Annotated in this window: 17 protein-coding genes and 1 riboswitch; of the genes, 8 read left to right on the plus strand and 9 right to left on the minus strand. The window is 56.2% G+C overall.

The features are described from left to right. The first annotated feature begins 22 nt into the window (after positions 1-22). The gene (locus K7H09_RS01895) at positions 23-901 is read left to right on the plus strand and encodes an NAD(P)-dependent oxidoreductase (RefSeq protein WP_230803354.1); all 879 of its coding nucleotides are present in this window, start codon (positions 23-25) and stop codon (positions 899-901) included. A 13-nt stretch (positions 902-914) separates the two neighbouring features. On the opposite strand, the gene K7H09_RS01900 is transcribed toward K7H09_RS01895, so the two are convergent. After that, on the minus strand, positions 915-1583 hold the full coding sequence (locus K7H09_RS01900) for a TetR/AcrR family transcriptional regulator (RefSeq protein ID WP_027957111.1): 669 nt from the start codon (positions 1581-1583) through the stop codon (positions 915-917). A 100-nt stretch (positions 1584-1683) separates the two neighbouring features. On the opposite strand from K7H09_RS01900, the gene K7H09_RS01905 reads away from it, so the two are divergent. Further along, positions 1684-2844 carry an efflux RND transporter periplasmic adaptor subunit gene (locus K7H09_RS01905; RefSeq protein ID WP_027957110.1) on the plus strand — a complete coding sequence of 387 codons (1161 nt, stop codon included), beginning with the start codon at positions 1684-1686 and terminating at the stop codon, positions 2842-2844. Next, entirely contained in the window at positions 2831-5938 is a 3108-nt protein-coding gene (locus K7H09_RS01910; RefSeq protein WP_230803355.1) for an efflux RND transporter permease subunit, read from the plus strand. The genes K7H09_RS01905 and K7H09_RS01910 overlap by 14 nt, the downstream gene beginning before the upstream one ends. Positions 5939-6067: 129 nt before the next feature. Here the strand turns inward: K7H09_RS01910 and K7H09_RS01915 are convergent, their stop codons facing one another. After that, the gene (locus tag K7H09_RS01915) at positions 6068-6829 is read right to left on the minus strand and encodes an SDR family NAD(P)-dependent oxidoreductase (protein ID WP_022521639.1); all 762 of its coding nucleotides are present in this window, start codon (positions 6827-6829) and stop codon (positions 6068-6070) included. A 223-nt stretch (positions 6830-7052) separates the two neighbouring features. On the opposite strand from K7H09_RS01915, the gene K7H09_RS01920 reads away from it, so the two are divergent. Beyond that, positions 7053-8399, plus strand: a complete 1347-nt coding sequence (locus K7H09_RS01920) for an aspartate aminotransferase family protein (RefSeq protein WP_230803356.1) — start codon at positions 7053-7055, stop codon at positions 8397-8399. A 21-nt stretch (positions 8400-8420) separates the two neighbouring features. Here the strand turns inward: K7H09_RS01920 and pdxR are convergent, their stop codons facing one another. Further along, a complete protein-coding gene (pdxR, locus tag K7H09_RS01925) occupies positions 8421-9923 on the minus strand; it encodes a MocR-like pyridoxine biosynthesis transcription factor PdxR (protein ID WP_230803357.1) in 1503 nt (500 codons plus the stop codon). A 301-nt stretch (positions 9924-10224) separates the two neighbouring features. Here pdxR and K7H09_RS01930 point away from each other — a divergent pair, with 301 nt between their 5' ends. The 4 genes from K7H09_RS01930 to K7H09_RS01945 all read left to right on the plus strand — a co-directional run bounded on the left by K7H09_RS01930 (position 10225) and on the right by K7H09_RS01945 (position 13237). Continuing rightward, positions 10225-11082: a transporter substrate-binding domain-containing protein gene (locus K7H09_RS01930; protein WP_009285958.1), complete on the plus strand. Its 858-nt coding sequence runs from the start codon at positions 10225-10227 to the stop codon at positions 11080-11082. A 65-nt stretch (positions 11083-11147) separates the two neighbouring features. Beyond that, positions 11148-11789 (plus strand): amino acid ABC transporter permease, encoded by a 642-nt coding sequence (locus tag K7H09_RS01935; RefSeq protein WP_022521643.1) that lies wholly within the window; start codon positions 11148-11150, stop codon positions 11787-11789. 22 nt (positions 11790-11811) lie between these two features. Beyond that, complete coding sequence (locus K7H09_RS01940; protein WP_022521644.1) at positions 11812-12477, plus strand: amino acid ABC transporter permease; 666 nt, start codon at positions 11812-11814, stop codon at positions 12475-12477. Beyond that, positions 12470-13237 carry an amino acid ABC transporter ATP-binding protein gene (locus tag K7H09_RS01945; RefSeq protein ID WP_041158735.1) on the plus strand — a complete coding sequence of 256 codons (768 nt, stop codon included), beginning with the start codon at positions 12470-12472 and terminating at the stop codon, positions 13235-13237. Before K7H09_RS01940 ends, K7H09_RS01945 begins: the two co-directional genes overlap by 8 nt. A 29-nt stretch (positions 13238-13266) precedes the next feature. On the opposite strand, the gene K7H09_RS01950 is transcribed toward K7H09_RS01945, so the two are convergent. From K7H09_RS01950 to K7H09_RS01975, 6 genes are all read right to left on the minus strand, one after another. Beyond that, positions 13267-14028, minus strand: coding sequence for a M15 family metallopeptidase (locus tag K7H09_RS01950; RefSeq protein WP_022521646.1), 762 nt, complete (start codon positions 14026-14028; stop codon positions 13267-13269). Between the two features lie 49 nt (positions 14029-14077). Beyond that, on the minus strand, positions 14078-15352 hold the full coding sequence (locus K7H09_RS01955; RefSeq protein WP_230803358.1) for a TRAP transporter large permease: 1275 nt from the start codon (positions 15350-15352) through the stop codon (positions 14078-14080). Continuing rightward, positions 15349-15840 carry a TRAP transporter small permease gene (locus K7H09_RS01960; RefSeq protein WP_051051763.1) on the minus strand — a complete coding sequence of 164 codons (492 nt, stop codon included), beginning with the start codon at positions 15838-15840 and terminating at the stop codon, positions 15349-15351. The genes K7H09_RS01955 and K7H09_RS01960 overlap by 4 nt, the downstream gene beginning before the upstream one ends. A 113-nt stretch (positions 15841-15953) precedes the next feature. Further along, positions 15954-16988, minus strand: a complete 1035-nt coding sequence (gene dctP / locus K7H09_RS01965; RefSeq protein WP_009285955.1) for a TRAP transporter substrate-binding protein DctP — start codon at positions 16986-16988, stop codon at positions 15954-15956. A gap of 126 nt (positions 16989-17114) precedes the next feature. Beyond that, the gene (locus K7H09_RS01970; protein WP_022521649.1) at positions 17115-18041 is read right to left on the minus strand and encodes a LysR family transcriptional regulator; all 927 of its coding nucleotides are present in this window, start codon (positions 18039-18041) and stop codon (positions 17115-17117) included. Between the two features lie 67 nt (positions 18042-18108). Then, positions 18109-19371, minus strand: coding sequence for a D-amino acid dehydrogenase (locus K7H09_RS01975; RefSeq protein ID WP_230803359.1), 1263 nt, complete (start codon positions 19369-19371; stop codon positions 18109-18111). A gap of 161 nt (positions 19372-19532) precedes the next feature. Next, positions 19533-19634, minus strand: a riboswitch (glycine riboswitch). Between the last annotated feature and the right edge of the window lie 112 nt (positions 19635-19746).

Here is a 19746-nt window from a genome sequence, read left to right on the forward strand (position 1 = left end):
AACCAGCTTTAAGGTGATAACAATGACATCAGTCAGCCAAGTAGGAGTAGGCATCGTCGGCGTGGGCCTGATGGGCCATGGGATTGCGAGTAGCCTGCTACGCGCAGGCCATCAGGTCAGTTTTCTGAACCACTCCGGTAACCAGCCAGTAGATGATCTATTGGCAGCCGGTGCCATCGCGTTGAATACAGGACGAGAGGTGGCCCAGAGTGCTGAGGTGGTGATTTTATGCGTCACCGGCTCGCCTCAAGTAGAAGCCGTGTTGTTTGAACCCGACGGCGTATTAGCGGGGTTAAAGCCCGGTTGTGTCGTGGTGGATTGCTCCACTGCGCTGCCCAGTTCAACAGAAAAGGTCGCTGCCAGAGTCACAGAGGCTGGCGGGCGCTTTATGGATGCCGCCATGACGCGCACCCCCAAAGAAGCGGCTGAAGGGCGGCTCAACTTGATTGTCGGTGCGCCGAAGGCACTGTTCGATGAAACGCTGCCTCTGCTGCAGGGCTTTGCCGAAAATATTGCCCATGCGGGCGATGTGGGCGCGGGGCATACCCTTAAACTGCTGCATAATTTTGTTTCGCTTGGGTTTTCTGCGGTATTGGCGGAGGCCACTGTCGCTTCACGTAAAGCAGGCATCAGCGATACCGCCTTGCTTGAAGTGCTTGGCGCAGGCGGCGGCGGAGGGGTAGTACTCGAGCGGCTGCGCCCCTATATCGCTGACAATGACCCTTCAGGCTTTAAGTTTAGCGTTGCCAATGCCAGCAAAGACCTCGGTTACTACCATACGATGACCGAAGACCTCGCCGTGGAGGGAGGTATCGCTGAAGCCGTCCGCAACCTGTATAAATCGGTAGAGGATCAAAGCCTGCCAATACCCGCACTAATCGGTGTGCTTGAGCAGCGTTAAGGTAGAGGGTGACTCAACCGTTATTATCTCTACAGGGCTTCCCATACGCCGCCAAAAACACATCCACGGCGCTACTGACCTGATGATGCAGCTCTTCATCGCTGGGGAGGTGGCGAACGCCCATGCGGACTTCTGTGACCAACATGCCTTGCCACATACTGCACAGGTGGCTGGCGGCAAGCGTGGGTGTGCCAAGCGTTAAATGCCCGGTTTGGGCTAGTCCCTCCAATTTCTCCTGCAGCCACTGCTTAGTGGCCCAAGGGCCTGCCTCAAAAAAAGCCTGTAGCAGCTCAGGGTGCTGCTCTCCCTGAGTGTTCATCACCCGCTCAACCGCCAAGACATGGGGTTCCAACAAAAAGTGCACTAAGCTCATGCCGACTTCGATCAATGATTGGCGAACCCCCTCGTGGGTGTCGGGCAGTTTATCTAATCCCCTGCGGATGATTTCGGTTTCGCGACGTATCACACTGCCAAACAGTGCCTCTTTGGTCACAAAGTGGCCGTAGACTGTGACTTTGGAAACCCCCGCTTCCCGGGCAACGGCTTCCATCGTTACCCCCTCTAAACCGTGGCGAAAAAACAGACACGTCGCCGCATCCATCATGGCATCCCGTTTAGCCATATCCTTGGGTCGTCCAGCGCGGCGCTTTGGTTCAGGCGATGTATGTTGGGGCTCTGTCATTCGGTGCAATCCGGGCTATTGAGTAAATAAATATTGAACGTGAGCGTACAAATATTATAGTGAACGGTATCGTTCAAGAATAAACCATTTCGAGGCCAACATGGGCACTCCTCTAAAAACTTCCTGGAACCACCGGTTTCGCGGCACGCTGGCGGCGCTGTTGATGGTAGGTGGCACACTGGCGACGGTGTTTTCTCTCTCCAGTCAGCACAGCAGTGCTCAGCAGACCCGCCAGCAAGGCGCTGATAACGCCCTGTTACAGGTGTCGACCAAGGCCCTGGAGCAAGCCGAGCAACTGCAACGCGATGTGCGCTTAACCGGACGTGTGGTGGCGCGCCAGTCGGTATCGCTGGCGTTCGAACCCGCGGGGCGGGTCAGTGCTGTGTCAGCAGACAGAGGCTATGCTGTTGAACAGGGGGATGTGCTTGCCACGCTGGATACCCGTCGATTGGAAAGCCGCTTAGCAGAGGTAGCTGCACGCAGTGAAGAAGCCCGTGCCAGCCTCGCCCTGGCTCAGCGCCAGGAGGAGCGTGAAGCGCAGCTAAACCAGAATAACTTTGCCAGCCGCACGGCGCTGGATCAGGCCCGGACAGATCGACTGACCCTCCAGGCTCGCCTGGCGGCGCTGGCAGCCGAGCGCGATAGCCTTACCGCCGATTTGGATGACAGCACGTTAAAAGCGCCCTTCGGCGGACGAGTGATCGAGCGCCATGTCAGTGTCGGCAGCTTGGTGAGTAGCGGCACTACCGCTTTCGATCTTATCGATGTCGAGCAGTTAGAAGCGCATCTTGGCCTACCCGCAGCGCTGGCCGCGACGTTTACGCCAGGTGAAGCCGTTGAGCTGATGGTGAATGGTGAGGAAGTCAGCGGTAAGGTACGTGCTCGGCTCCCCCAGGTTGATAGCGACAGTCGCACCCAGACGCTGGTGGTGTCGCTGGAAACCCCAGACCATGCCGTGCCCGGCGATCTGGCAGAGCTGCGCTACAAGATCACAGAGCCCGCAAACGGATACTGGGTGCCGTTGGATTCCCTGCAAGCCGCCGACCGTGGCCTGTGGAACGTATTGGTGGCCGAGCCGTTAGAGAACGATCACTACCGTGTGGCCCAGGCCAGCGTGGAGCTATTGCATAGCGAAGGAGACCAGGCCTTTGTACGCGGCACGCTGGCGTCGGGCATGCGGCTGATTACCGGTGGCACCCACCGTGTAACGCCAGGTCAGCAGGTCACGCTAAGCGAGGAAGTGGCCTATGAAGCGCCTTGAGTGGTTATTTAACCGTCGACTGTTAGCGCTAGCCCTGGGCCTTCTCGTTGTCGCCGGACTGTCGGCCATTCAAACGCTGCCACGCGCGGAAGACCCCCATTTGGTGGCGCGCATGGCCACCGTGCTTGCGCCTTTTCCTGGCGCCACCCCCGAGCAGGTCGAAGCTTTAGTGGCGCGTCCCATTGAGGATGAGCTACGCACCATCGCTGAGATTAACGTGCTGGAATCCACCTCACGCCAGGGCATTGCGGTGATTAGCCTTGAGCTTGAGGATGCCGTGACCAATGTAACGCCGGTGTGGAGCCGCGTGCGCGACAAGCTGGCCGATGTCGCCCCTACACTGCCTGACGGCGTGCAAACGCCGGAACTGCTGGATGATCGGGGCTACGCATTTAGCATCGTGGCCGCATTGCGCTGGACACTGGATACCCCGCCCAATCCCCAACTGATGGAGCGCTACGCCGAGCGTTTGGAAGCAGCGTTTAGAAACGTCCCTGGCACGGAGTATACCCACCGCTTTGGCGTGGCGGGGGAGCAGGTAGAGGTGAGGGTTAACCCGCTTGAACTGAACGCCTTGGGGCTCTCCGTCGGGCAATTAGCGGCCACTATTGAGGCAAGCGATGGACGACGTACCGCAGGTGAAGTGGTCACCGACGGCCACCGGCTGACGGTGGGGCTAAGCGGTGAGTTTGATGCGCTCGATAGGCTACGCGAGATAGAAGTGACGACTCGGCAGGGGCACACCGTAAGACTTGGCGAGTTGGCTGAGCTACGCCGGGGCGTGCAAGACCCGCCCGCCGCAGTGGCACTGCTTAACGGCGAACGAGCGGTGTATGTCGGCGCACGTATGGCTCCCGGCCAGCGAATCGATAACTGGGTGGAAAAAGCACAAGAGCAGTTGGCGGTGTTCGCCGATGAATTGCCTGTCGGCATCGCGGTTGAAGAGGTTTTCGAACAGGCCAGTTACACCAACCAGCGCTTAAGTGACGTGGCTGGCAGCCTGCTGATGGGGCTAGCGCTGGTGGTGGCGATCCTGTTCATCACTATGGGCTGGCGCTCGGCGGTGACGGTGGGGTTGGCGATCCCCGCCACGGCTCTGCTCACCCTGGCGTTCTTCAAGCCGCTGGGTATCGATATTCACCAGATGAGCATTACCGGCATTATCGTGGCGCTGGGGCTAATGGTCGACAATGCCATTGTGATGACCAACGCCCTGCGCGAGCGCTTTTTGAAAGGCGATTCAGCGCTTGCCGCTACCCGGGACACATTGCGCCACTTAGCGGTGCCGCTGCTGGCCAGCACCTTAACCACCATATTGGCGTTTATGCCGATTGTGTTGATGCCGGGCCCAGCGGGGGAGTTCGTGGGGCCCCTGGCCATGGCGGTGATGGTCGCACTGGTAAGTTCTTATCTGGTTTCGCTGCTGCTGGTGCCTGCGCTGTCACCCATGCTGTTAGCCAGGGTCGCTGATAAACCTCCAACGCCTCGAAATAACGGCGTCAGTGGGATGCTCAAGCGCGGCTTCCGCCGTACGGTACGCAGCGCGCTGCGTCACCCCTGGGCCGCCATGATCATCACCCTGTGTGTGCCCGTGGGTGGCATGGCGTTGATGCCCACGCTGGATGTGGCGTTTTTTCCTCCCGCAGACCGCGACCAGTTTCACATTGAGGTGCGCCTGCCCCCCGCCAGCAGTATGGCCAACACCGAAGCACTGGCCCATGAAGTCGATGCCATGATTCGTGAGTTGCCGGGCATCACCCGCGTCTCGGCGTTTGTCGGTGAAAGCGCGCCAATGATGTACTACAACGTGCTTACCAATGAGGATAACAACCCGGCATTTTTGCACCTGATTGTGGACACAGCGTCTTTACAAATCACTAATGAACGAGTGCCCGCCTTACAGCAGGCGCTTGATCGGCGTTTCCCTCAGGCCCAAAGCGTAGTGCGCAAGTATGAGCAGGGGCCGCCGTTTAAAGCCCCGATTGAGCTACGTGTCTATGGTGATGATCTAGCGGTGCTGTCATCGCTGGGACTTGAGCTAGCGGGTCTGATGCACCAACTGCCTCAGGTGACCCATGTGCGCGCTGGCATGCAGCGTGATTTGCCCAGGTTAACCCTGGATATCGACCACACCGCACTGAGTGATGCGGGTCTAACGCCGCAGCGGCTAGCGGAACAAGTGGGGGCCGCGCTCTCGGGGCAATCGGCAGGCATGCTGCTGGAGGATACGCAGCAACTGCCTGTGCGGGTGCGCTACGCCGATGAGTGGCGCACTAACGCAGAACAGCTGGCGGCGCTGCGCCTGGTCAGCGATCAAGTAGCTGAGGGACTGCCACTGGCGGCGGTGGCAGAGGTGTCACTCACGCCTGCCTGGAGCGTGATTACCCGCCGTAACGCTGAACGGATGCAGTTGGTACAAGGGTACCTGGTGGCCGACGCTCTTCCGGCGGTCTCCATGGCTCAGTTGGATGCCAAGCTTCAGGCAGCGTTGGCGTCGGGGGCGTTTCAATTGCCCCCTGGTTACCGAATCGAAACCGGTGGTGAAGCCGCCGAGCGAGATGACGCCGTGGGCAAGTTGCTTGCCTCGGTGGTGCTGCTGGTCATAGCCATGGTGGCCACCGTGGTATTGGCATTTAACTCCTTTCGGCGGGCCACCATCGTATTTATTGCCGGCGCCCAGGCGATGGGTATGGGTATTGTGGCGCTGCTACTAAGCGGGCATGCGTTTGGGTTTGTGATTATCGTCGGCATCATGGGGCTGGTGGGAGTAGCGATTAATGCCACTATTATCATTATTGCTGCCTTTGATGACGATGAAGCCGCCCGCCGAGGCGATATCGATGCCATGCTGGCGGTGATCAGTGGCCCCACCAGCCGGCATATCGTTTCGACCACGGTCACTACCTTTGCAGGCTTAATTCCGTTGATGTTGGCTACCGGCGGGCTATGGCCACCATTCGCGCAAACCGTTGGTTTTGGACTGCTCTTAGCGACGCTAGTGTCGTTTTTCTTTACCCCTGCCCTTTATCGGCTGTGGGTATCGAGATCTGTTGACGTTGAGTCTCATGACCGCACGACTATTTTACAAGGATGAGTAAAATAGAATGTATCAACAATCGGTCAAAAGCGTAATGAAGCGAGTGGATAACGCCCTTTATCTAGTCAAAGAGCAAGGGCGGTATCGCGTTTCAACGGGTGGCCTATTAAAATCGGCGCAGCAGGCTTAAGCCGGGTCGCGATCAACCGCAAACGCTGACCATGCCTGACGAACGGTCATAATTTCCAAGCGATTGATGTTGATATGGGCGGGCAGCGTGGCCAAGTAGTAAAGCTGCTCGGCGATATCTTCTGCTTGAAGTGGCGTCGTACCCCGGTAAAGTGCATCCGAAGCGGCCTGGTCGCCTTTAGTTCTGACCAGCGTGAACTCGGTTTCTGCCATGCCGGGCGCCAGGTCAGTGACTCGCACGCCAGTACCTAACAGATCGCAGCGTAGGTTGTAGCTGAACTGCTGAACAAAGGCTTTCGACGCGCCATACACATGCCCGCCTGGATAGGGCCACTGTCCCGCTACGGAACCGAGATTGAGAATACTCGCGCCTTTACCGGTTTTCAGCAGCAGCGGCAGCGCCGCGTGTGTCACATTGACCAACCCCGTGATATTGGTGTCGATCATGGTGTGCCAATCCTCCAGCGCCACCTTTTGCGCCGGTTCCGGTGCCAGGGCTAACCCCGCATTATTGATTAAACACGTCAGCGGCAGAAACGTTTCCGGTAAGTTGCTAATGGCGTCAGTCACCGCGTCACTATCGCGGACATCCAGCGCCAGCGTTAGCACGGGAACCTGCTTGGAAAGCTCCTCTTCAAGTGCTTTGAGGCGCTCTACGCGTCGCCCGGTTAAAATCAATGACCAGCCCGCTTTGGCAAAGCGCTGGGCTGCCGCTTTACCAAACCCTGACGTCGCTCCGGTAATAAGTACGCTAGGCATTGCAATCTCTCCACGTTATTTAAATGATTAAAAGGCGATGGGGCGAGTTCTGACATCACTGTAAGCAACGCTGGTTCACGCCTTTAGAGCCAGTTCGTGCCCGTTACTGTGACATCACTCGTCTGTCCCTCTGGTATGTAACGACTGGCCCTACAGCCTAAACGGTTGACTCACTAGGCTGGCAAGCACGCTATTTCTTAACGGATTACTTAAGGTGCTTGCTATGAATACCAATATTGCCGCTTCACATCCACCCGAAAGCGGTGTGGATAATACTTATGTACACACCTTAGATCGCCAGTATGTGTTCCACTCCTGGGCACAGCAAGGCAGTTTAGACCCCATGGTGATTGCAGGGGCTGAAGGGTGTCGCGTATGGGACTATGTGGGGCGCTCGTATCTGGATTTTAGTAGCCAGTTAGTCAATACCAATATCGGCCATCAGCACCCCAAAGTGGTGAGCGCGATTCAAGCCCAGGCCGCGAGCCTGTGTACCATTGCCCCCGCCCATGCCAACTTGGCTAGGGGCGAAGCGGCCAAGCGCATTATCGCCAAAGCGCCCGCTGGGTTTAGTAAGGTGTTTTTCACCAATGCGGGCGCGGATGCCAATGAAAATGCCATTCGTATGGCGCGTCTTTATACCGGGCGAAGCAAAATACTATCCGCCTACCGCTCCTATCACGGCAACACCGGTTCAGCGATTGCTGCCACCGGTGATTGGCGGCGGGTGCCCAATGAGTATGCCAGCGGCCATGTGCACTTCTTCAACCCTTACCTTTATCGCAGTGAGTTTTGGGCGCGCAATGAAGAGGAGGAGTGTGAGCGGGCGTTGCAACACCTGCGCCGGGTAATTGAGTGCGAAGGTGCTAATGCGGTCGCGGCCATCCTGCTGGAAACCATTCCCGGTACGGCTGGCGTACTGTTACCTCCGAAGGCGTATCTTCAGGGCGTTAGAAAACTCGCCGATGAGTTCGGTATTGTACTGATTCTAGATGAAGTGATGGCTGGCTTTGGTCGCACAGGGCGCTGGTTCGCTTTTGAACATTACGACATGGCGCCGGACTTAATCGTCTTCGCCAAAGGGGTGAACTCGGGCTATGTGCCTGCCGGGGGCGTGATTATCTCTGAATCCATCTCACGCTATTTCGATGACCACTTCTTTGTCGGCGGTCTGACGTATTCCGGCCACCCGCTGGCAATGGCGGCGATAGTCGCGACCCTGGATGCGATGGAAGCAGAGGGCGTGGTTAAAAACGCTGACGCGGTGGGTAATGGCCCGTTAGCCGCAGGGTTGCAACAGCTTGCCGAGCGATACGCCATCATTGGAGATTGGCGGGGCGTTGGAGTGTTTCACGCTTTAGAGCTCGTCAGCGACCCGGTTTACAAAACACCACTGCCAGGGGCGGAAGTGTTGCAACTCAAGCAGCAATTAATGGAAAACGGACTGCTGGTCTTTACCGTTGAGAACCGCATCCATGTGGTTCCGCCGTGTATCGTAACGGCCGCTGAAGTAGAGGAGGGTTTAGCCATCTTGGATCGCGTGTTGAAAAACTGTACGGCATCACGCTAGATTGGTTTTTAAATGCCCGTTTTAAGTGCCCGTTATTAAAGTACTCAGGGCGTTATCGTAGGCGAGGCCCAGGCGCTGTATGCCTGGGTCGATACGCTCCCTCTCGATGGCGCCAAACCCTAGCCGGAAAAAGCGCCGCGGCGGGGCGGCATCGAAGAAGTGCTGGAAGCCGGGTTCAATGAGCACACCCCGCTGGGCGGCATGCCAGGCTAGCCGCTGAGTGTCGATGCCCGCATCCGCTTCCATCCAGAAGGCGCTGGAACGACTGCTGCTGTGGCTGAGGCAGCCGGGCAATGCCTGATCAATAGCGAGCCGCATCGTGTCGCGCCGCCGGTCGATCTCCTCCACATGCAGTTTGAGGTAGCGCTCGTAATAGCCTTGAGAAATAAACTGTGCCAGCTGGTGCTGTAACGCGGCGGGTGGGTGACGGTACATCATACGGCGCAGCGCTCGCAGCTCGTCGATCACCTCGGCATCGGCCACGACATAACCCATGCGCAGACCAGGCGAGAGCGCCTTGGATAAGCTGCCCATGTAGATAATTCGGGCGCTCTGCGCGCTGGCTTTGAGGGCTGGCAGTGCGAACTGGTCGCCATGAATCTCGGCGTCGTAGTCATCCTCAATCACGATTTGGTCGTGATGGGGTAGCTGGGCCAGTAGAGCTTCGCGCCTCTCGCGGCTCATGGTCACACCTGTGGGCACCTGATGACTGGGCATGACGTACAGATAGTCACACTGCTGAGACCCCTCAAGACGCATGCCTTCCGTATCCACGGTTTGCAACTGCAGGCAGGCACCGCGCTGGGCAAACACATTCATTGCTTCGCGGTAACCGGGAGATTCTAGCGCCACGCGAGTGCCCCGATGGCAGAGCAGTTGCGCGATCAGATAGAGTGCATTTTGCGTTCCCATGGTGATCAGAATCTCTTCTGAGCGAGCAAAAATTCCCCGGCGCGGCAAAATACGTTTGCGCAATTGCTCAATCAGGAGCGGGTCGTCCTGGTCAATACGATCGCGCAGCCAGGGTTTATCGCGTTGCGAACTCAATAAGCGCCGAGAAACATCTCGCCACTGGGCTAACGGAAAAAGTCGCGTATCTAACTGGCCGTAAATAAACGGGTAGGCATATTCCGACCAATTACCGGGTTTGAGAATGCCTTGGTAGTTAGTAGGGCGCTGAGCAATGCGTTTGTGCCAGTTTGGTGCGCTTATTGTGCCGTTATTGGTTTCGGTTAACGCTGTTAGTGATGAATTAAGCGTTGATTGAGGGTCGTTATAATCAGGGTGTAAATAGTAGCCGCTACGGGGGCGACTTATTAAATAGCCATCCTCGACCAGCTTTTCGTAAACAATCGCCACCGTATTACGCGAAATACCCAGCTGTTGCGAAAGCTTGCGGCAGGAGGGCAGCGCATCCTCGCTGGGTAAACTGCCCATACGAATCGCTTCTAACAGCGTTTTGCGTAATTGTTCTTGCAGGCAGGCGCCAGCGTTAGGGTCGACCTCAAGACACAGCGATGTCATGCACATCTCCTCTTCAAAACCCTGGCCGTCTAGCCCATTCACTCAAGCATCTCTCCTTAAACAAAAGCATCTTTCGTGCCAGTTCTGTTGTCGGCAGCGGCTATCGGTAACTGTCCTTTTAATTTGCGCTAACTGGCTCTAATCGCAGAGAGGATAAAAATCTAGGGTGAAGTCAGCTTCTGCATATCGCCCAACTGTTTGCAGACCCACTGCAAACGCAAAGGCGAGCGATGTTTTGACTGCTTTTTCTAAAACCTATTTTTTAAAAGCGTATTTTTGAAAACCTAGGGGATATCAGACGATGAAAAAAATAGCTGCCTTAGCCTCCGCAATAAGCATCGGCGCGCTTGCTTTAAGTGCGTCACTGACCGTTTCCGCTGCGGATTTAGATGAAATAGAGAGCCGTGGCTATATGAGCGTGGCCACCGAAGATAACTACGCGCCGTTTAACTTTATGAGTGGCAGCGACCCCGATGGCTTTATCAAAGATATATTGATTGAACTGGAGGAGTACGCTGACTTCGAGATCCGCCAGGATATTTTGCCTTGGACGGGGCTTTTGGCCTCGGTTTCATCGGGCCAATACGACATGGCACTTACCGGCGCGTCGGTGACCGACGAACGCCTGCGGGTGTTTAACTACGCGCCGCCGTTTGCATCGGCACAGCACTTTTACATTAAGCGGGCAGGTGATGACCGTATCAACAGCATTGAAGACTTAAGTGGTATGACGCTGGGTGTTCAGGCGGGCAGTGCACTGCTATCGCGCCTGCCAGAGTTGGAGGTCATGCTGGAAGAGAGTGGTGGCGAGCTGGGCGACGTAATGCAGTATGAGGCCTATCCAGAAATCTACGCTGACCTGGCCAACGGTCGTGTCGATTACGTGATTAACTCCATCGTGCCGGTTAATGACCTGATCAGTGAACGCCCTGACGTATTTGAAGCCGGTCAAGCGGTCTCCGGTCCTGGCTATGTTGCCTGGCCGATGCCTAAAGACAGCCCACAACTGCTGGCCTATATCACCGACTTTATGAGCCACCTGCGTGATTCTGGCCGCCTGGCCGAGCTGCAGGAAAAGTGGTTTGGCGAGTCCTTTGATGACCTGCCGACAACCCCTATCACCTCAGTGGAAGAGTTCCACGAAATGGCCGGTATGTAAGCCATCACATTCGCCTGCCGCCCAGCCTGGGCGGCGGTTTTCTTATCGCGAATTAGGGGGTGAGCATGGACAGTAGCGCATGGGGGCTTCTCATCCAGGGCGCCTGGACAACGCTTTGGATATCCGGCATCTCCATTGCCATCGGTGTGGTAATGGGGCTTTTGATTGCATTGCTTAGGGTGGCCAAAATTCCCGTTTTGCATCAATTGCTAGGCGTCTACATTAGCTTGGCGCGGGCAACGCCGCTGGTGACGCTGGTGCTGTTTATCTTCTTAACCGCGCCGACCATGGGCGTTAACCTCAACCGCAATGTGGCCGGTATTATCGCGTTAACCCTCAATACCACTGCTTTTAACGCTGAAATCTGGCGCTCTGCCTTTAACAACTTCTCCAAAGAGCAGCGTGAAGCGGCCCTGGCCATCGGTATGACACCGTGGGTCTATTTCCGCCGTATTATGCTGCCACAAATCACCATTACCAGCCTGCCGGGCTTGGTGAATGAAATGTCATTTCTGATTAAAGGCAGCCCCGCTATTGCGGTCATCGGCGTCGTCGACCTGACCCGTGTGACCAACCGTATTTCGGCGGTGACCTACGACCCACTGCCACCCATTTTAGCGGCTGCGGCGCTGTATATGCTGATTATCAGTCTGTTGGTGTGGTTTCAACGTGTGGCTGAGCGTAAAGCCAGCCGGCTGGCCGTTTAAGGTGGTCGTTTAGGGAGTCTCTATGAGCAACTGGGAAATTCTTTGGTCATCTTACGATGTGTTTTTAAGTGGTTTTTATAACACCTTAAAGCTATTTGGTTTATCCGCTGTCTTGGCTTTTTTAATGGGCAGCGCCATGGTGTTTTTATTGGAGGGTTCCCGCCCACGGTTAAAGGTTCCGCTGCGGATTTTTATCGATGGCATGCGTATGCTGCCATTTTTGATCCTGGCCTACCTGCTGTATTACGGCTTACCTAGTGCAGGCATCCGCATGAGTGCCTGGACGGCCGGGATTATCGCCCTGGTGATCTACCATGGCGCATACTTCGCGGAGATTCTGCGCGGCTGCCGCGCTACCTTCGCCCAAGGGCAGGTAGAGGCAGCAATCGCCCAAGGGTTCTCGCAGCCCCAAATGTTTATGCGCATTATCTTGCCGCAGCTGATTTTGAAAACCCGCGGCTTATTGGGTAATCAGTTGATTATCCTACTCAAAGACACCGCCTTTCTGGTGATCATCACCGTGCGCGAACTCACCGCGGCGGCGAGCAGCCTGTCGAGCACCTACTTCATTCCCATGGAAGCGTTCATCGTGGTGATCGGCTTCTACTGGCTGATCAGTATTGGTTTAGAACTATTTATCAAAATGATTGGCCGTTTTGGCGCCAAGCGAGGATTCGAAAATGCCTGAGACCGCCGCTGTTAGTATTCGTAACCTTTCCAAAAGCTTCGATGGCACCGAGGTGCTGCGGGATGTATCGCTGGAAGTTCAGCCCGGCGAAGTGGTGAGTATTTTGGGCTCATCGGGTTCGGGTAAATCTACCCTGCTACGCTGCATTAACTGGCTTGAGCAACCCGACCGGGGCGACATCCGTATTGCTGGTGATCGCATTGGCGTGAGTGACACTGGAAAACACATGTCGCGCCGTGAGCTGGCAGGCATGCGCGCGCGCTTGGGCATGGTGTTCCAAGGCTTTAACCTCTGGCCTCATTTAAGCGTGCTGCGCAATGTCACCGAGGCGCCTATTCATGTTCAGGGGCTAAGCAAAACCGAGGCTGACGAGCGGGCCATGGCGCTGCTCGAAAAAGTTGGCATGGCCGATAAACGCGAACAGTACCCCTACACGCTTTCCGGCGGGCAAAAGCAGCGGGTTGCGATTGCGCGGGCTCTCGCCATGCAGCCTAAGGTGATGCTGTTCGATGAGCCCACTTCAGCCCTCGACCCCGAGCTGGTGGGGGAAGTGCTTGGGGTGATCAAAGACCTCTCCAAAGAAGGCTACACCATGGTGCTGGTGACCCACGAAATGGAGTTTGCCCGGGCAGTCTCCGATCAAGTGGTCTTTCTCGACAAAGGCATCATCATTGAAAAATCCCACCCCAGCGAGTTCTTTGAGAACCCTAAAACCGACCGAGTACGGCGCTTTCTGGAACTTGAAGCGCCTGCGGTGTGAGCACACTGAATCTGGCGCTGGCTAGATCATTACCCCAACTGCCTGCGCCAGCGGTTCTCTATGGTATCCAGCTCTGCCGGGCCGTACTGTGCATGATCATGCGGCCCGTAGTAGGCCCATAATTGATCGCCATAATCGAAGTGCCACCACTCGCTGGGCAGGTTGGTGAAGCCTTGTTGTTGCAGGGTGTGATAGAGCAGGCGGCGGTTATCCCGCGCCTTATGTTGCTGCGGGGTAAGCATTTCCAGCTTTTCGAAATAGTCGCTATGGGAGGCGGGAAGCGCCTCGTCAAACAGGGTGCCCATATCCAGTGGCAGGCCATCGGCATCACAAAGCGTGACATCGACGGCGCCGCCGGTGAGGTGCGGGCTGGGGGCTAAAGGGTCGCGACTGGGTACCGATACGAACTCTCTTGTACGCTCCAATAGCTCCGCTTCGCTGAGGTCTGGATGGTGGTGGTGGATGGCTTCATGCAGGGTATCAAACAAGTACTGCTGCACCCGCCATGGCCGCCAGCCATCCAGTACGATCAACCCGATGCCCTCGGGTAAGCTACGTGCCGCAGCGAGTAGCGCCCGATAAACCCCCTCACGAACGAAACACTCCGGCACCGCACCCGGAATACCCAGCCGAGCATAGGCGGGGAACACGCTGACCGGTGCCGGGGCGAGGCTCATCGGTACCAAGCGCTCGCCGTTATCTTCAATAGGCGCGCGGCGCAGCTGTTCCCAGCAGGGAGCTGAATGGCTGGGTATAGGCGGCAAGGCCTTCAATAGTGTGCTCAAAGGCATTATGTTATCCAAGCAGAGTGTTATCCAAGCTGGTTATTAAAACTAGTTGTCAAAACTGAGTAGGCAGCCACAGCGTCAGCGATGGAAAAAGGATTAATAGAATAAGCACCGCAATCGCCGTCAGCACAAAGGGCCAAATGGTTCTAAATAGCGACACTATCTCAAGCCGACTAACCGCGGCGGCCACGAACACACAGGCGCCCAGCGGTGGCGTGATCAATGCAATGGTAATGTTCAGTGTGATGATGACGCCCAGATGAATGGGGTCTATACCCGCCATCATAGCCACCGGCGCAAAGATCGGCGTCAGTAGCATCAATGCCGACACCTCCTCCATAAACATGCCCGTGATGAAGGTGATTGCACTAAGCAGTAATAAAATAACCACGCTATTGTCCACGTAGGGTGATAGCAGGGATACAAACTGCGCAGGTACTTGCGCATAGGAGAGCAGCCAGCTAATCGTCGCCGAGGCCGCCATGATGAGAAAAATCGCCGAGGTTAAGCGTGCCGTATCAAGGATGGCTTGCCAGCACTCTTTAAAGCGTAACTCTCCCAGCACAAAGCCACATAAGGCCACATACAGCGCTGTCAACGCGCCAGATTCTGTAGGCGTCACAAAGCCCAGCACGATGCCAGCAACAATAATAAAGGGAGCGATAAGCGCGGGCAGAGCGGCCGCGAAGGCTATGCCAAGTTGGCCGATTGAGGGCAACTGGCCACTTTTGGGTAATCGGTGGCGCCAGGCATACCAGGCGTTCATGCCCATAAAGGCAACCCCCAGCAGCAGACCTGGTACTACGCCCGCCAGAAATAGATCGCCTACTGAGGTGTTGGTCAGTGAGGCGTAGAGGATCATAAAGATACTGGGTGGAATAATCGGGCCGATCAGCGAGCTACCGGCGGTCAACCCAGCGGCAAAAGCCCTTGAGTAGCCCTCCTTCTCCATGGCAGGTACTAACAGCGACCCCAGTGCCGAGGTATCCGCCACCGCTGAGCCATTGACGCCTGCGAAGAACACGCTCGACACCACGTTGACGTGGCCCATACCGCCCCGCAAGTGCCCCACTATCAGGCGGGCGAACCCCATCAGGCGCTCGGTTAAGCCGCTGACGTTCATCAGGTTGCCAGCGAAGATGAATAACGGAATAGCCATCAAGGAGAACACATTGATACCGCCAAAGAATTGCTGGGGCAGCATACGTGGAATCATCGAGGGGTCGACAAACAGAAAGCCTACTATCGCCGTGGTCAGCAGTGCGATGAACAGAGGAAGCCCAAGCAAAACGTGGCCGAGGAAAACCGCCAACATAGTCACAATCATAAGGTGTCCTCGACAGTTTTAAGTGGCGCGGGGCCATAGAGAAGCGCATGCCAAGCCAGTAATAAAAAGCCAACGGGTAGCGAGAGGAGGGGCACCGTGCGGCTAATGCCAAGCCCTGAGGTGGTAAACATGCTGACCGAGAGTGCATAGCGATAGCTGACCCAGGCACCCCCCGCTGCAATCAGCAGGGTGAGCAGCCACTGGTACACGTTCAGCAAACGCGCGAGAGGGGGTGGCAGTAGCTTCTCCAACAGACCAACGCGCATGTGACCCCCTTCCGACCAGACGGTGCCAGCCGCGAGCATCACGGTGGCGATAATCAAAAATCGCGATATCTCATCTGTCCAAATAGGGGCACCACCGGCGATGTAGCGGGCAAACACCCCATACAATATGGCCGCAACATTGAGGCATAGCAGCGCGCCCGCCAGGGTTAGGGACACCGGGCGGCTGATCGCCAGTAGACGGGATCGAAGCGTATTAAACATGGCAGCCTTCCAGGAAGCACAGAAACGTTAAGCACTAGAACATTCAGTACTGGGATATTAAGTACTGGAAATTAGGGGGCCGGTAAGGTACCAGCCCCTGTTGTTAACAGCCGTTAGTCGAGCAGTTCGCTCATGCCTGCATCTTCCAGGGCCATATCGATCCAGCGTTGCTCGATATCACGTTCTTCGAGCCACTCAAGATAGGCGGGCTGGCCAATGTCGCGGAAAGCGGTGAGCTCCTCTTCAGAAGGGCGAATCACTTCCATTCCTTGCTCTTCCAGGTAGGCGATACGTGCCTCAACCTGTTCCTCGTTGTGCTCACGGGCATTGTGATTAGCTTCGGAGACGGCCTCCATAAAGGTGCTGCGAAGCTCATCGTCCCAACCTGCGATCATGTCGCTATTGCCCACCAGGAACTGATCGGAGTATTGGATATTGGCTAGGGTCAGGTAGTCCTGCACTTCGTAGAGGCTGCCCAGGATGATATACATCGGCGGGTTCATCTGGCCGTCGGCCACTCCTGTACGCAGTCCCATGTAGGTCTCTGTCCAGGGAATGGGAGTACCGGAGGCACCGAAGGATTCATAGAGGGCTACCTGGCTGGGATCCATGGCCCGGAAACGCAGCCCTTCGAAGTCGTCCGGGTGGCTGATAGGCCGTTCATTGTTGGTGAATGCCAGGAAGCCCCCCTCTTCGACGACCGCCAGCATATCGATACCGGCACGCTCCTGCAGAGCATTGCTGACTTCCTGCCAATACTCTCCTTCATCGAAGAAGCTACGCGCCGCCGCAAAGTCGTCGAACAGAAACGGAATAGCGCTGACGAAGATCTCATCAACGAGAGGAGAGACGCCTGCAAATGACGCCACGTTGAGCATGGGCGTATTCATGGTTTGTTCCATGCGCTCCTCTTCATCACCCAGCATGCTATTCGGGTAGAGCTCAAGCTGTATCTCACCGTCAGTTTTTTCGTCTACCAACGTTTTAAGGTTCTCTGCAAAGACGTGGACAGCATTCTTTTCGGGATCTGGGGCACCGTTGTAACTCAGATTAATGGTGGTGGCTGCAAGAGTGTTTCCTGCCATCATGGCAGAGCCAATCAGGCAAGCCGAGATGAGTCGTTTGGGTGAAAAGTGCTGAGTAAACATCGTAAGTCTCCTGGTTTATTGTCGTGAGCTATGAGGCGCTAAGGGCGCGTTATTGGATTTATAAGGAGTGCTTACTAGAAGACTATGTATTGAGGTGTTGACTATGCAATACCTAAACTGTGGCTTTTATTGCAACAGTCGTGGTGCATCGGCGGAGAAAAAGCGCATGCCTTTGTGCAAATGATCGATGCAAGTGATTGAGGCGACCGGGAGTTCCTGCCCTTTCAGGCTAACAATTTGTGCCCGCGTACCGTTCATCACCGGGTACTGCATGGGTAGTGTGAAGATCTCACCGCGCTCAATCTCATCCGCTACGGTGAGTTCGGGCATAAACGTAACGCCGATGCCTGAGCGGACGAAATTCTTTAACACCGAAACAGAGTTGGTGTGCAGGCGTGCTTCAAGATGAATGCGCTCCTGGTGGGCCACCATATTGACCATTTGCCGCATACCAAAAGGATTGTCCATTAACGCCAGGGGCCACCCCGTTAAGTCATGCAGGGTTACCGGGCGGTTAAGATCACTTAGTGGGTGATTGGGGGGCACAATCACATCGAGCGGCTGGCGCGTTTCCACGTGGCAGAAAAGTTGCGGGTCTACCGGCGGTGCATAAAGTAGCGCTATATCCACTTCACGATCTTTGAGTAACGACATCGCTTCGTTGACACCCGCCATGCGAATTTCGACATTGATACCGGAAAACGCTGACATAAAAGTGCCTAACGGTGCGGCGATCAGGTCAGCGATAAACCCTTCTCCCACGGCAATACGAACTTCCCCTTTCGTTAGGCTTTGAAGTGCCATTAGCTGGGAGAGCACCGCTTCTTCTGAAGCCCGCTGGGCATGAAAATGGTGCACCAGTAGCTGGCCCGCTGCGGTTGCGCGCATCCCTCTTCCGTGCCGCTCGCATAGCTGGGTATCCAACTCTTCTTCTAGTGCTTTTAGTTGGCGGCTAACGGCAGAAGCATCGACATTCAGGTGGGCCGCGGCACGCCTGAGTGAGCCGCGGCGAATCACTTCATTGAGGTAGGTTAATGCACGCTGGTTAAGCATAAAACACGCCTGTGGTGGAGTGTTTTATATCTTACCGGAAGCCTGCCCGGACATGTCACGGTTGGGATTAGATTAGCGGTTGGGTGGCTTGCTGAGAGTGGGCGTTTTTATCCTCTACCGCATCTGCGAGCATATCCGCGGTGATGGCAGAGAGGGTCCAGCCCAGGTGGCCGTGACCGGTGTTGTAAAACACTGTGGGTAATTTTCCGCGGCCGACTTTGGGCAGCATGTTAGGGAGCATCGGGCGCAGGCCTGCCCAAGGTACTACGCGGCGAGTGCTGACGCCGGGGAAGCACTCTTCCACCCAGCGGATTAGCGGGCGGATACGGTTGTCGCGGATATCGCGGTTATAGCCGTTAAACTCAGCGGTGCCCGCAATACGGAAGCGGTCATCGCCCAGGCGGCTGGTCACTAACTTGGTCTCATCATCGAGCAGGCTAACGGTGGGCGCTGCCTGTTGGGAGGCAGCGTCATCGAGCTGCACGGTGATCGAGTAGCCTTTGACCGGGTAGATATTGACCCGATCGCCTAGCTTGGCAGCCAGAGCACGGCTGCCCACCCCGGCGCATACCACCACGCTATCAAAGGTTTCGCGCACCGGGTCACCGTCAGCCTCGCCTTCAAGCGTGGCGGTGATCCAGGCGTGCTGTTGATCGGCGCCGATATCCTGGACGCTGTGACCATATTTAAGCGTTACGCCGCGGCGCTCGGCGGCTTGAGCCAAGCCGTGGGTGAACTTATGAATATCGCCTGTGGCGTCGCTTTCGGTATAGAAGCCGCCGTAGTAGCTGCCCGCCATCGTCGGTTCGATGGTGCGCATCTCGTCAGGGGTGACTGCTCGGCGCTCCAGGCCGCCTTTGCTGAGCAGCTTGGAGACCTTGGCGGCGTGGTCATAACCCGCTTTGTCGCGGTAGATATGCAGAATGCCTTTCTGCTTGAGGTCAAAGCCGATCTGCTCGTCTTTTGCCCACTGAAACAGGTGCTCTCTGGCCGCAATGGCCAGCCGCGTGGTCTCGGTGGTGTTGGCAGCGTAGCGGGGTATCGAGGCGATAAATTCGCCAAACCAACTGAGCTTGTGCCAGCTTGGGCGGGGGTTAACCAGTAGCGGGGCGTCGTTTCTGAGCATCCAGCGCAGGCCCTTGATCACGGTTGGCCAGTGGTTCCACACTTCGGCGTTGGAGGCCGAGAGCTGACCGCCGTTGGCGAATGAGGTCTCCATGGCGGCGTAACGATGCTTTTCAAAGACGGTGACGTCATAGCCACGTTTGGCCAGGGCGTAGGCGCTGGTAATGCCGGTGATACCACCACCGATAACGGCAATACGTTGCATAACTCTCTCCAGGTTGTATGAGCGTCGGGAATACCACCTAACGGCGTAGCTGTTGGCGTACCCCTTCCGTCATGGAACCTGAGAGATTCACGCATCCGTTGGGTGCGCTTGCTCCTTCGGTGGGCTGAGTGACGCAGTCATCAGCCGCTCTTCGGAAAGTTAAGGTAATAGCGGTCCGGTTGCCTGAGAGTTTCCGGGGCTGTTGCTCCTTCGGCGCTGGCGTCATCGACGAGTGATGCACCAAGCTCTCCCACTATCACGTTGTTGCTGGCTTTTAATGTAAATAGTTTTTTAATGTGATTAGTTTTACGCGATCAGTTTTAGCATGGAAGACGACCATAGTCGTGAACGCTTATTCCAAGGACTCACTCCAAG

The sequence above is a fragment of the Halomonas sp. IOP_14 genome, assembly GCF_021021315.1.
GTDB lineage: Bacteria > Pseudomonadota > Gammaproteobacteria > Pseudomonadales > Halomonadaceae > Vreelandella > Vreelandella titanicae.

Coding starts and splice junctions, on each gene's coding strand:
- K7H09_RS01960 (WP_051051763.1), bottom strand. CDS start 15,840: ATGTTTAATACGCTTCGATCCCGTCTACTGGCGATCAGCCGCCCGGTG.
- K7H09_RS01945 (WP_041158735.1), top strand. CDS start 12,470: ATGCCTGAGACCGCCGCTGTTAGTATTCGTAACCTTTCCAAAAGCTTC.
- K7H09_RS01950 (WP_022521646.1), bottom strand. CDS start 14,028: ATGCCTTTGAGCACACTATTGAAGGCCTTGCCGCCTATACCCAGCCAT.
- K7H09_RS01895 (WP_230803354.1), top strand. CDS start 23: ATGACATCAGTCAGCCAAGTAGGAGTAGGCATCGTCGGCGTGGGCCTG.
- K7H09_RS01930 (WP_009285958.1), top strand. CDS start 10,225: ATGAAAAAAATAGCTGCCTTAGCCTCCGCAATAAGCATCGGCGCGCTT.
- K7H09_RS01920 (WP_230803356.1), top strand. CDS start 7,053: ATGAATACCAATATTGCCGCTTCACATCCACCCGAAAGCGGTGTGGAT.
- K7H09_RS01900 (WP_027957111.1), bottom strand. CDS start 1,583: ATGACAGAGCCCCAACATACATCGCCTGAACCAAAGCGCCGCGCTGGA.
- K7H09_RS01970 (WP_022521649.1), bottom strand. CDS start 18,041: ATGCTTAACCAGCGTGCATTAACCTACCTCAATGAAGTGATTCGCCGC.
- K7H09_RS01915 (WP_022521639.1), bottom strand. CDS start 6,829: ATGCCTAGCGTACTTATTACCGGAGCGACGTCAGGGTTTGGTAAAGCG.
- K7H09_RS01935 (WP_022521643.1), top strand. CDS start 11,148: ATGGACAGTAGCGCATGGGGGCTTCTCATCCAGGGCGCCTGGACAACG.
- K7H09_RS01955 (WP_230803358.1), bottom strand. CDS start 15,352: ATGATTGTGACTATGTTGGCGGTTTTCCTCGGCCACGTTTTGCTTGGG.
- K7H09_RS01910 (WP_230803355.1), top strand. CDS start 2,831: ATGAAGCGCCTTGAGTGGTTATTTAACCGTCGACTGTTAGCGCTAGCC.
- K7H09_RS01905 (WP_027957110.1), top strand. CDS start 1,684: ATGGGCACTCCTCTAAAAACTTCCTGGAACCACCGGTTTCGCGGCACG.
- dctP (WP_009285955.1), bottom strand. CDS start 16,988: ATGTTTACTCAGCACTTTTCACCCAAACGACTCATCTCGGCTTGCCTG.
- K7H09_RS01975 (WP_230803359.1), bottom strand. CDS start 19,371: ATGCAACGTATTGCCGTTATCGGTGGTGGTATCACCGGCATTACCAGC.
- pdxR (WP_230803357.1), bottom strand. CDS start 9,923: ATGACATCGCTGTGTCTTGAGGTCGACCCTAACGCTGGCGCCTGCCTG.
- K7H09_RS01940 (WP_022521644.1), top strand. CDS start 11,812: ATGAGCAACTGGGAAATTCTTTGGTCATCTTACGATGTGTTTTTAAGT.